We start from the raw sequence: 11,442 nt of genomic DNA, 5'->3' as shown, positions 1-11,442 counted from the left end.
ACCTCCGGTAGGTCGTGCACGGCCAAAGGCCGTGTGCGACATCCCCCGCCACCGCCCGAGACGTCGCGCGCCTGACCCGTGCCGGACGATACCCCATCTTCCGTAGGTCTATGTCGCACGCCTTCGGCGCACGACCTACGGATGCTGCGCCTGGCAGCCGACATTCCCCGCTCCAATGCCTCGGCATGAGGATGTTGGCTGCCAGGAGCAGCCAACCTACCGGAGGTGGTACGACAGCGGGCAAGGTCCGGCCGCCCCCGGGATGCCGCACACGGCCTGCGGGCGTATACAGACGAGAGCCGTTGACCAAGCGTCACCGAGGCACCGGTAGGTCGGCTGCGCCTGGCAGCCAACATTCCCCGCTCCAATGCCTCGGCATGGTGATGTTGGCCGCCGGGAGCAGCCAACCTACCGGAGGCGGTACGACGGCGTGCCAGGTCCGGCCGCCCCCGGGATGCCGCACACGGCCTGCGGCCGTAAACAGACGAGAGCCGTTGACCAAGCGTCACCGAGGCAGCGGTAGGTCGGCTGCTCCTGGCAGCCGACATTCCCCGCTCCAATACCTCGGCATGGTGATGTTGGCTGCCGGGAGCCGCCAACCTAGCGGAGGCGGTACGACAGCGGGCAAGGTTCAGTCGTCCCCTGGGCGCCGGTACCGGCTCACCAGCCGATGGTGTCTTCCTCGGTGGTATCCAGCCCTGAGTCGCCCCAATTCAGGGCGTCCGCGACGGCCTTGTGCCGCTGTGCGGCCAGCTCCCGGAATCCTTCACTGATTCGCTCATCACGGCTGACCCTCTGCCAGAACACCATCGCGGTCTCCCCGGCTCGTTGCCACTGCGGCCGAGGCCCGCGGCACACCGGCACTCGGAAGGGAGGCACGGGCGGCAGCTCGGTCTGCCGGGGGGCATGGCGCATGGGCAGCACGTCGTAAGCAGGTGCGACTACGAGATGGCCCGCGGGATGCGGCTGGAGCGTGATATTCCCCAGGTGCTGGTCCGTATTCTCAATCCAGTCGGAAAAGGCCGCCAGGAATCCTATATGCCCCTGACTGTGAGCGTCGAGCAATCCCAGCTCGGTCAGCGCGTTGGCGACGTTTTGCCAGCCGTATCCCAGGCCCACAAACTCCGCATCGACCGCAGTGAGGGATAGCGCGGGCCGCCGTCCGTCCCTGCCGGCGCGGTCGAATCGGCGGGAGGCGAGAAACAGCCGTTCCCCTTCATCGTAAAGGCGCGTAGCGGCAACCGGCAGGCCCGCTTCGGCGAGTGTCGTGAGCGCCAGGTGCTCGCAGACGAGCAGGTCGTGCCAGCGTTGCGCCGCCACGGAGGTCCTGTCAGCAGCGGAGAACTTGACGAGCACGTGGTTACCATCCACGAACGCGGGGAACTTCGGCTGCTCGCCGCCGGCAGATGATCCCGCGATCTCGCCGGCCAGTGCGTGCTCGGCCATGTCAGGGAAATCCGTCGGGGTGCACTGCGCCGGCCGCCAGTGCCGCAGACGCTCCACCGCTGCATCGCCCAGAAGAAGATCCCCCGGCAAATCCACCGCGTGGTCGAGGAGGTAGCCGCCAACCTGATTGCCGTTCCAGTGGTCCGGGTTGTCCGGCAGCTCCGGCAGGGAATGGGCGTACTGACGCCCCAGGAACCCCTGCGGACGAAGATCCTGGAGATAGAAGGGCAGGTCGTCGAAATGGCCGTCGCCGGACTCACCGAGCATGAGGCGAGGCAGGTCGCCACTAGCGGGAGGACGCACGAGAACCGCCCCCCGATCGAGACCTGTCAGCGTTGCTGCCTGGTGGACGACGCCTTTGTTATCCACGCGATAAAGCGGGGTATCACCGCTCGCACGCTGGAACAGCGGGGCCCGCACGGCATAGCGCGTCCCTCGCCCCCGCCCGAAATGCACCACCATCGACGCACGCTCCGCTTCGCGGAGGTGGCGATAGACGGTGGTGGCACTCACGCCGAGCAGACGCGCGAGCTCACCACGCGACGCTACCCCCAACGCCCTGAGCTGCTCCGTGAGTGTGGTAACGGACACGGCCATGGATTCTATTACACTACAATAATTTCACGATTTTTAAATATATAATCGTTTGGTTTTGAAAACAATATCGGTTTGTTACCGATATAGTATGAAACGATTTATGCAACGATAAAATAACGATTGATCCCGTCCGGAGGCGACGCCGTGGCCCTGGCTCCTCCGGACGCTGTTGCAGGGGCGGCGTGACAGCGTGTAGGTCGGCTGCTCGAAGGCAGCCGACATTGCTCCCGGCGGGTGCCGGGCGTGGGTGTTGGCTGCCAGGAGCAGCCAACCTACGGGGACTGGCGCGTGTAGGTCGGCTGCTCGAAGGCAGCCGACGTTGCTCCCGGCGGGTGCCGAGCGTGGATGTTGGCTGCCAGGAGCAGCCAACCTGCGGGAAGCGGTACGACGGCGTGCCAGGTCCGGCCGCCCCCGGATGCCCCACACGGTCTGTGGCCGTAAACAGACGACGGCCCCTGAACAGCCATCACCGAGGGAGCCGTAGGTCGGCCGCTCCTGGCAGCCGACATCGGCAAATACACGAGAGCGTCGACGTTCACGCCCTGGCTCCGTCCCGGATTCCGGCCGTCAGCTCTCACCATACTTCCCGGAAACCCTGTCCCTCCGGAACCCGTTGCCCCTTTGTACCGAACCGAATCAGGGAAGGCGTCTACCTGTTGGTGTACTGCGAACGGCGTCCTTGCAATAGCTGGCCACAGTGCGTTCAATACTCAAACCATCGTTCAGGCGCTGAACACCGTCATGGCATCCGACGAGCTACGCCTGCAGGCCCTGCGCCTGCTCGAGGACAACCCCGAGCTCACCCAGCGGGAGCTCGCGAGTGCGCTCGGTGTCAGCCTCGGGCGGACGAATTACTGCCTGCGTGCGCTCATCGACCGTGGTCTGGTGAAAGCGGAGAACTTCCGGCGTAACCCGAACAAGCGCGCCTATCTCTACACGCTCACGCCCAAGGGTGCGAGCGAGAAGGCAGCGCTGGCGGTGCGCTTTCTCCGCCGCAAGGAGCGCGAGCACCGCGAATTGCTCGCGGAGATCGAGACCCTGCGCGCTGAAGTGGCCGGACAGGGCGACGTGTCGTCCGGCGGAGACAGGGACGACGGAGGTACGTAGGTCGGCGGGCGTGTAGGTCGGCTGCTCAAGGCAGCCGACGTCTCCAGTGCGGTGCGACGTGTAATGTTGGCAGCCAGGAGCAGCCAATCTACGGCGACGGACTGGACAGCGCGACGGTGCAACGGACAATTGGCGCACGATTTCTCGACCCCTCTCCCTCGATGGGAGAGGGGCAGGGGAGAGGGACTCCCCCGCCGTAGGTCGTGCACGGCCAAAGGCCGTGTGCGACAAACACGGTGCCGTAAAATCAGACACCTGCGCGATGGGATCGCTGCATCTCAGGCGGTAGCGTGTCCGGTCGACGTACCCAGTCACCTTTTAGCGGCCCTCTTGGCCATGCGACGTCTTCATCTCATGAGTAGAAAACGCATTGTCATTACAGGTGGAGCCGGTTTCATTGGCTCCGCCGTCGTCCGGCAGTTCATACGCGAGACGGACAACGTCGTCATAAACGTCGACGCCTTGACCTACGCCGGCAATCCGGAATCGCTGGCAGAGGCCCGGGATCACCCGAGGCACGTCTTCGAGCAGGTCGATATCCGCAACCGTGCTGAATTGGAGAGGGTATTCCGAGATAATAAGCCCGATGCGGTCATGCACCTGGCTGCTGAGTCTCACGTGGATCGGTCGATTGAAGGGCCGGCGGTTTTCGTGGAAACCAATGTCGCTGGGACGCAGAACCTGCTTGAGGCGTCACGGGCCTACTGGGCTGAACAGGATGCGGAAAAACGGGACAATTTCCGTTTTCACCACGTGTCGACCGATGAAGTCTATGGCGACTTGGACCCGGACGACCCGCCGTTCACCGAGGACACGCCGTATGCGCCGAGTTCTCCTTATTCGGCCAGCAAGGCGGCGAGCGATCATTTGGTCCGAGCCTGGCACCGTACATACGGCCTTCCGGTGGTATTGACGAACTGCTCGAACAACTACGGTCCGTACCAGTTCCCGGAAAAACTCATCCCTTTGATGATCCTTAACGCCCTGGAAGGGAAGCCGTTACCCGTTTACGGACAGGGCGACAACGTTCGTGATTGGCTTTACGTAGAGGATCACGCTTACGCCCTGCGCCATGTGCTGGAGAAAGGTGTCGACGGGCGAACCTATAACATCGGCGGTCGCAGTGAACGCACAAACTTGGAAGTGGTCCGCGCGGTTTGCGCCACCCTGGATCGCGCTGCGCCGGACAGCGAGGGAGCTTACGAGCGCCTAATCCAGTTTGTCGAAGATCGCCCGGGCCATGACCGGCGTTACGCTATCGACGACTCTCGCATTAGCGATGAGCTCAGTTGGCAACCCCGCGAGCGCTTTGATACAGGCCTGGAAAAGACGGTGCGCTGGTACTTGGAGAACCAGGCTTGGACCGAGCGCGTCCGCACTGGCGCATATCGGGAATGGATCGAGACGAATTACGGTCATCGCGGGGCGCTGATATGACAATCCTGCTTTTCGGCCCCAATGGGCAAGTAGGGTGGGAGCTGCAACGAGCGCTCGCGCCACTGGGCGAGGTTATCCCCCTAGATCGGCACGGTCGTGATGGCCTGCGTGGCGATCTTACCGACCCGGACGCCCTGCGCGAGGCCATCCGGACGGTGCGGCCAGCTGTCATCGTCAACGCGGCTGCCTACACGGCCGTGGATCGTGCAGAGTCCGAGCCCGAGCGCGCGGAGGCGATCAATGCCACGGCCCCAGGCGTGATCGCTGAGCAGGCTCGTGCACAGGGGGCTTTGCTGGTCCATTACTCGACGGATTACGTATTCGATGGCAGTGGCGATCGGCCCTGGTGCGAGAACGACGTGACGGGGCCGCTCAGCGTCTACGGGCGCAGCAAACTGGAAGGGGAGAATGCAATCCGGGCCAGCGGCTGTACCCACCTCATCTTCCGCACCAGCTGGGTCTACGCCGCCCGGGGTAAGAACTTCATCCGCACAATGCTCCGCCTGGCCCGGGAGCGGGATGCTCTGCAGGTAATCGACGATCAGTATGGCGCCCCCACGGGGGCTGAACTGATTGCCGATGTCACAGCGCATGCGTTGCCGACTGTCACCGCTCAACCTGAGTGCGCCGGTCTCTATCATTTGGCCGCCGCCGGCGAGACCACATGGCACGGTTATGCACGCTGGGTAATCGAGCAGGCCCGGGCTGCCGGTTGGCCGGTCAGTGTAGCGGATGAGGCCGTTGCCCGCGTTTCGACCGAGGCCTTTCCGGTCCAGGCTGCGCGGCCGCGGAACTCTCGCTTGGATTGCAGCGGGCTAGAGAGGACCTTCGGCCTGAGTATGCCGGATTGGCAGCGGGGCGTGGACCACGCGCTTACCGAAATCGTCGCCTGTGAAGGGGCTACCGAAGAATGAATGTCATCCCCACCGCGATCCGAGATGTCCTGCTTATCGAGCCCGACGTGTTCGGCGACGAGCGCGGATTCTTCATGGAGACGTGGCAGCGACGCAAGTTCGCGGAAGCCGGCATCGATTACGACTTCGTCCAGGACAACCACAGTCGCTCCATCCGGGGCACCCTGCGCGGCCTGCACTATCAGATCCGGCAGCCCCAGGGCAAGCTGGTGCGGGTCACGGTGGGCGAGGTGTTTGACGTCGCCGTCGACATCCGCCGCAGCTCGTCGACCTTCGGCCAGTGGGTAGGAGAGCATCTCTCGGGGGATAACAAGCGAATGCTGTGGGTGCCGCCGGGCTTTGCCCACGGCTTCTACGTGACCAGCGAATTGGCGGAGTTCCAGTACAAGTGCAGCGACTACTACGCCCCGGAGCACGAGCGCAGCATCCGCTGGGACGATCCGACCCTGGCCATCGGTTGGCCGCTGCAAGGCGAGCCCTTGGTTTCCGGCAAGGATCGGGGGGGTCGGACACTGGAACAGGCCGAGATCTTTGATTAGCCATTATTTGAATTGACGGTTCTATCTCACAGAGAAAGTAGCATCCTATGACGGCTCGCAAAGGCATCATCCTCGCCGGCGGTAGTGGCACCCGGCTCTACCCGGTAACGCACACCCTGTCCAAGCAGCTGCTGCCGGTGTTCGACAAGCCGATGATCTACTATCCGCTCTGCACCCTGATGATGGGCGGCATCCGCGAGATCCTGGTCATCTCCACCCCGGAGCACACCCCGCTATTCCGCCAACTCCTGGGCGACGGCGGGCAGTGGGGGCTGCAGATCGAATACGCCGTCCAGCGTGAGCCCAACGGCCTGGCCGAGGCCCTCGTCATCGGTGAGGACTTCTTGGACGGGCAACCCTGTGCCCTGATCCTCGGGGATAACATTTTCCACGGCCACGATCTGCGCGGCCTGCTCCGCAATGCCGATGCGCGCGCCGAAGGTGCCACCGTCTTCGCCTACCCGGTCCATGATCCGGAGCGCTACGGCGTGGTCGCCTTCGACAGCCAGGGGCGAGCCGTCAGCCTGACGGAAAAGCCCGAGCAGCCACAGTCGCGGTATGCGGTTACTGGCTTGTATTTCTATGACGAAGCCGCACCTGAAGTCGCCCGCGAGGTGCAGCCGTCCCACCGCGGCGAGCTGGAGATCACCGACGTCAACCGTGCCTATCTGGAGGGCGGAGGCCTCCATGTCGAGGTCATGGGCCGGGGCATGGCATGGTTGGATACTGGTACCCACGAGTCCCTGCTGGAGGCCGCAACGTTCATCGAGACGGTAGAGAAGCGGCAAGGGCTGAAGGTCGCCTCCCCGGAGGAAACCGCCTACCGCATGGGCTTCATCACTTCGGAAGATGTCGAGCGCCTTGCCCAGCCCCTGAAAAAGACCGGTTACGGCCAGTACCTCCTGCAGATGCTGGAAGAGCGGATATTTTAAATGGCCGTAATCGGGAAAGCCTGAATGGCAACCCCTAACTTGCCCGTTACCCCATACGCGAGCCCTTAACAAACCAGATGTTTTCCTTGAGCGCAGGAAAAGTGCAGCGGTTGCTCGGCTCAGCTCGTGGCAATGGGCTGGCGGCACTCTTGATCCGTGCCGGAGCGGGTGCCGGGGCCCTGAAGGCTGTATCCATGGCTCTGGGATTGCTGGTGACCGTCGTGCTGGCTCGGGGATTGGGGCCGGCTGCATTCGGCCAGTACGCGTTCGTGGTTGCGGTGGTGACGGCGTTGGCCACTCCATTCGGGCCGGCCCTTCAGCAGCTTGTCACCCGTGAAGCCGCTACTCGCTATGCCTCCGATGATGGCAAGCGCATCCTGGCGCTGCTTCGTTGGGGGGATCGGCAGGTGGCGGTGGCGGCGACCCTCGTCGGTTTGGTAATCGTGTGTGCCGGCTTCTGGTTCGGGGGTTCGGAATCGCGGTGGCCTTTGGTCGGGCTCGGTGTTGTGGCCCTTCCTTTCATGGGCTTCGAGGGTTTGCGCGCCGGCGGGCTGGCGGGCCTGCATCGGGTGGTTCGGGCTCAGTTTCCCCAAATGCTTGTTCGGCCCGTTGCCCTGCTCAGCATCCTTGGTATTCTTTTCGCTGTAGATTCCCTCAGTGCCGGAGCGGCCGTGATGGCGTTTGTAGCGGCTACGGGGCTTGCCTTTGCAGCGTCGGTGGCGCTATGGCGCTACGCGCGGCCATTGGGACGCAACACCCCGGAGACAAGCGCGCACAAGCATTGGCGGAGCGCCTGGGGGCGGTTCACCTTGTTAATGGTTACCGGTGGGCTCAACGCCCAGCTCGGTTTGTTGTTTTTGGGGGCGGTGAGCAGTGATCAGCAGGTGGCGGCCCTGCGGGTCGCCATTCAAGGGGGCACTTTGGTAGCGCTGCCCCTGGTAATCGTCAACATGGTTATCGGGCCCTACCTGGCTCGGGCCTACCACCAGGGAGATAAAGGCCAGCTCCAGGCGCTCTCCCGGCGCTCGGCGCAGGTGGCCCTGGCGGTGGCCGGGCCGGCCGCCCTGATTCTTATCGCCTGGGGTGGGCCCTTGCTCGGCTGGGCACTTGGTAGCGAATACGCCAGGATCGCCGCTTGGCCCCTGGCGGCGCTGGTGGTGGGTCAGACCATCAACGTGGCTTTCGGCTCGGTGGGCTGGCTTCTGAACATGACCGGCTGGGAGACCGATTCCATTCGCGGGACGGTAGTGGGTTTAGCTGTCCACGCCGCGCTCGCCTTGACGCTCATACCGCCGTTCGGCGCACAGGGCGGCGCCATCGCTATGGCAACCGGCCTGGTAGCAACGAACGCGGCCACCGCCTTTTGGGTCGTACGGCGTCTCCGCATTGTACCGGGCCCATTCCCGGTTCCAGGGCGCCCCGTCCGCTAACCCGAGAATAACGGAGAGCTTAATGCAGCAATGGCCCAATTTCTTCCTGATCGGGGCTCCGAAATGCGGAACAACAGCCTTGGCCTATTATCTGAGCCAGCATCCCCAGGTGTTGTTCTCGCGACCTAAGGAACCGCATTTTTTTAATGACGATTTTAGTTACAGCATTGTTGAGTCCTGGAAAGACTACGCTCGGTCGTTTAGCCATGGCACTGGGCGGGAGATGGCGGTGGGGGAAGGATCAAATGGTTATTTGTATTCCTGCCGGGCTGTGCCCAATATATTAAATTGGGTGCCTGAAGCGCGCTTTATCGTTTTGCTCCGTGACCCCGTGGAAGCAAGTTGCTCGCTATACTGGTACAATATATGGGAAGGAATGGAAGACATAAAAAGTTTCGAATCTGCTTGGCACGCACAAAGCGCTCGCGCTGAAGGGCGTCGACTTTCCCGTTGGAATTGGAAAAGGGAAAATCTGCAGTACGGGCCCATGTTCACTTACAGTGAGCAGCTGGATCGGCTGTTTAACCATGCTGGCCGTGAGCGTGTCCTGGTTCTGCTGTACGATGACCTCAAAGAAGATACCGATGCGGTCTACCAGCAAACCCTGGGTTTCCTGGGCCTGGAGCCCATTCATTTGCCGAGTTATGAGCGAATAAATGCCTCCAAGAAAGCCCGTTGGCCTGTTTTTCAGCCAATCCTGCAGCGCGGCCTCCAATGGGCAGGAAAAACAAAACGCGCAATGGGATGGAAGAGGAGCCTGGGCCTGGCGACCCGGATAACCACTAGGCACAGCAAGCGCCCGCCGCTCGATCCCGCGTTCCGCGCCGAGCTGGCTGCGTACTTCCGGGAGGACGTCGGCCGCACTGGGGAGTTGATCGGCCGGGATCTTTCGGGGTGGGCTCGGGAATGACCGGGGATATGCAGAATAGAGATACGCCCACCACCATGGCAGCCGCCTTTGAGCACAGAAACTGGCCTTCTGACGGACTAGAGCAAATGGATCGCTGCCCGGTGTGCGGTTCCGAAGAACGTAAGACCCTTTATCGCGGGCTGACCGACAGGGTATTCCGGAGCGCACCCGGGCGCTGGGACCTGCATCAGTGCGGCAGCTGTCGTAGTGCCTATCTGGACCCGCGTCCTACGGCGGGCACGATCTCTCTTGCCTACCAGAGCTATTACACCCACGAAGAAGGGGCGGCAGCAGTCGAGGAACTGTCGGCCTTGCGGCGGTGGCGGCGGGCCTTGGGTAACGGCTACCGCAACTGGAAATACGGCACCAGGTATCGGCCGGCCAGCCCCATCGGCGTTCTTGCTCCAGTTCTCACCCCCGGGTTCCCCGCCAAGGTGGCTCAATCGATGTACTTCCTCCCGCAACCCGAGTCAGGCCAGCGCTTGCTCGACGTCGGCTGCGGAAACGGGGCCTTTCTCCGGCGCGCGGCCAGCGCGGGGTGGCAAGTGGCGGGCGTGGACCCGGATCCCAAGGCCGTGGAGGTTGTCTGCCAGGCGGGCCTGGAAGTGCGGCAAGGAGGAATTGAGGCCTTCGACGATGCCGGAGAGGCATTCGACGTCATTACCATGAGCCACATCATCGAGCATGTCCACGATCCAGCCGGATTGCTTCAGCGCGCTCATGCCCTGTTGAAACCTGGCGGCATACTCTATATCGAGACCCCCAATATCGAGGCCTATGGACATCAACGTTTCCGGGAAAGCTGGCGCGGTTTGGAAGTTCCGCGTCACTTGGTGCTTTTCAATTGGGACTCCTTGAACCACCTACTTCAATTGAGTGGTTTTTCCGGGGTTACACCCTTCACCCGCTCCAATGCCTCAATCTATTTAGGCTTGGCGAGCCAAAGCCGCGCCATCCAAAGTAACTCCCGATCGGATTCCCACTCCAAACCGACCTGGGTGGATAAACTTCAGGCTGTAGGGTTGGGTGTACCGGGGATATGGGACACCAGAAAGACAGAGTTTGTTACACTACATGCGTATAAGAGATGCTATGAACGCAACACTAAAAAATAAAACGTCCGTATCGCAAAAAACGAGGACTAATTCACTTTGGCCAGAGGTGGGGGTTGTCGTCCTTAACTGGAATAACTACGAGGATAGCGCACGCTGCCTCAGTTCCTTGGAGGCAATCACCTATGACAGTCACTCCGTCTATTTAGTCGACAACGACTCCCAAGACGGTTCGGGCAAAAAACTTTTTGACGAATTTCACGATTCGGGCGTTCAGTTTGTTTTCAATGAGAGGAACCTCGGATTCGCTGCGGGATGTAATCGAGGCATCAAAAAGGCATTAGACGATGGTTGCGACTACATCCTTCTTTTGAATAATGATTGTATTGTTTATGATAAAGACTTTATAAGAAAAAGCGTGATGGCTTCCGAGTCGAATAAAAATATCGGAATCGTTGGGGGTAAGATCTTGTTTTGGCCGGATACGCAGAGAATTTGGAGTACCGGAGGTTATATTAAGTTCTGGGGAAGTGAGGTACACATTGGTCATGGTGAAAAAGATAAGGGGCAGTATGACCGGGCAGCGGACAGGCGTTTCATATCCGGCGCACTGATGCTGATCAAGCGGGAAATCTTTGATCATTTGGGTTTGCTGCCAGAGGTCTATTTTTTCGGGAAAGAAGAGTGGGAGTTTTCTACGCGTGCGGCAAGGTTAGGTTATCGTCTGTTATATCATCCGAACTTTTCCGTATATCATGAGGCCAGTAATTCGCACGATTCGCGTGATCCAACGTATGTCTACAACGGGACCCTATCGAAGATATTGTATAAGAGGAGAAACTTGGCAAAGCTCCAGTTTTGGGTGTGGTTCGCTATCTACAAACTGTATGTACGGCATTTGTTTAGTTTTAAATACCGGCTGCATAAGAGGAGATACCTCCAAGGCGTTAGAGTAAACGTATTACGACAGGCAATGATAGAAGCTGTGCGCGATGCACCTCGTACTGACAAGATTAGTGAAGAAATGTTGATTGATTTCCGAAACCGGATGCGAGATAACGATACGTGAGTGAGGCGG

At 61.0% G+C, this 11,442-nt stretch carries 10 protein-coding genes; 9 read left to right on the top strand and 1 reads right to left on the bottom strand.

All coding sequences use genetic code 11. The annotated features are described in order from the left end of the window. Positions 1 to 660 precede the first annotated feature (660 nt). Entirely contained in the window at positions 661 to 2,043 is a 1,383-nt protein-coding gene (locus G7A99_RS07715; protein WP_163139377.1) for a HipA domain-containing protein, read from the bottom strand. A 741-nt stretch (positions 2,044 to 2,784) separates the two neighbouring features. On the opposite strand from G7A99_RS07715, the gene G7A99_RS07710 reads away from it, so the two are divergent. From G7A99_RS07710 to G7A99_RS07670, 9 genes are all read left to right on the top strand, one after another. Next, complete coding sequence (locus G7A99_RS07710; RefSeq protein ID WP_163139376.1) at positions 2,785 to 3,150, top strand: MarR family EPS-associated transcriptional regulator; 366 nt, start codon at positions 2,785 to 2,787, stop codon at positions 3,148 to 3,150. A 354-nt stretch (positions 3,151 to 3,504) separates the two neighbouring features. Further along, positions 3,505 to 4,587, top strand: coding sequence for a dTDP-glucose 4,6-dehydratase (gene rfbB / locus G7A99_RS07705; RefSeq protein WP_163139375.1), 1,083 nt, complete (start codon positions 3,505 to 3,507; stop codon positions 4,585 to 4,587). Continuing rightward, on the top strand, positions 4,584 to 5,501 hold the full coding sequence (rfbD, locus tag G7A99_RS07700) for a dTDP-4-dehydrorhamnose reductase (RefSeq protein WP_163139374.1): 918 nt from the start codon (positions 4,584 to 4,586) through the stop codon (positions 5,499 to 5,501). Before rfbB ends, rfbD begins: the two co-directional genes overlap by 4 nt. Next, positions 5,498 to 6,040, top strand: a complete 543-nt coding sequence (gene rfbC / locus G7A99_RS07695) for a dTDP-4-dehydrorhamnose 3,5-epimerase (protein ID WP_163139373.1) — start codon at positions 5,498 to 5,500, stop codon at positions 6,038 to 6,040. The genes rfbD and rfbC overlap by 4 nt, the downstream gene beginning before the upstream one ends. A 47-nt stretch (positions 6,041 to 6,087) precedes the next feature. Next, complete coding sequence (rfbA, locus tag G7A99_RS07690; RefSeq protein WP_163139372.1) at positions 6,088 to 6,972, top strand: glucose-1-phosphate thymidylyltransferase RfbA; 885 nt, start codon at positions 6,088 to 6,090, stop codon at positions 6,970 to 6,972. Between the two features lie 194 nt (positions 6,973 to 7,166). Then, the gene (locus G7A99_RS07685; RefSeq protein ID WP_205599770.1) at positions 7,167 to 8,402 is read left to right on the top strand and encodes an oligosaccharide flippase family protein; all 1,236 of its coding nucleotides are present in this window, start codon (positions 7,167 to 7,169) and stop codon (positions 8,400 to 8,402) included. Between the two features lie 22 nt (positions 8,403 to 8,424). Continuing rightward, entirely contained in the window at positions 8,425 to 9,312 is an 888-nt protein-coding gene (locus G7A99_RS07680; protein ID WP_163139370.1) for a sulfotransferase, read from the top strand. Continuing rightward, positions 9,309 to 10,427: a bifunctional 2-polyprenyl-6-hydroxyphenol methylase/3-demethylubiquinol 3-O-methyltransferase UbiG gene (locus tag G7A99_RS07675; protein WP_163139369.1), complete on the top strand. Its 1,119-nt coding sequence runs from the start codon at positions 9,309 to 9,311 to the stop codon at positions 10,425 to 10,427. Before G7A99_RS07680 ends, G7A99_RS07675 begins: the two co-directional genes overlap by 4 nt. Next, positions 10,405 to 11,433 carry a glycosyltransferase family 2 protein gene (locus G7A99_RS07670; protein WP_163139368.1) on the top strand — a complete coding sequence of 343 codons (1,029 nt, stop codon included), beginning with the start codon at positions 10,405 to 10,407 and terminating at the stop codon, positions 11,431 to 11,433. Before G7A99_RS07675 ends, G7A99_RS07670 begins: the two co-directional genes overlap by 23 nt. Positions 11,434 to 11,442 lie beyond the last annotated feature (9 nt).

It is taken from the genome of Arhodomonas sp. KWT, from assembly GCF_010993615.1.
Note: the sequence above shows the minus strand (reverse complement) of the source record. Positions and strands in the feature narration are given on the sequence as shown.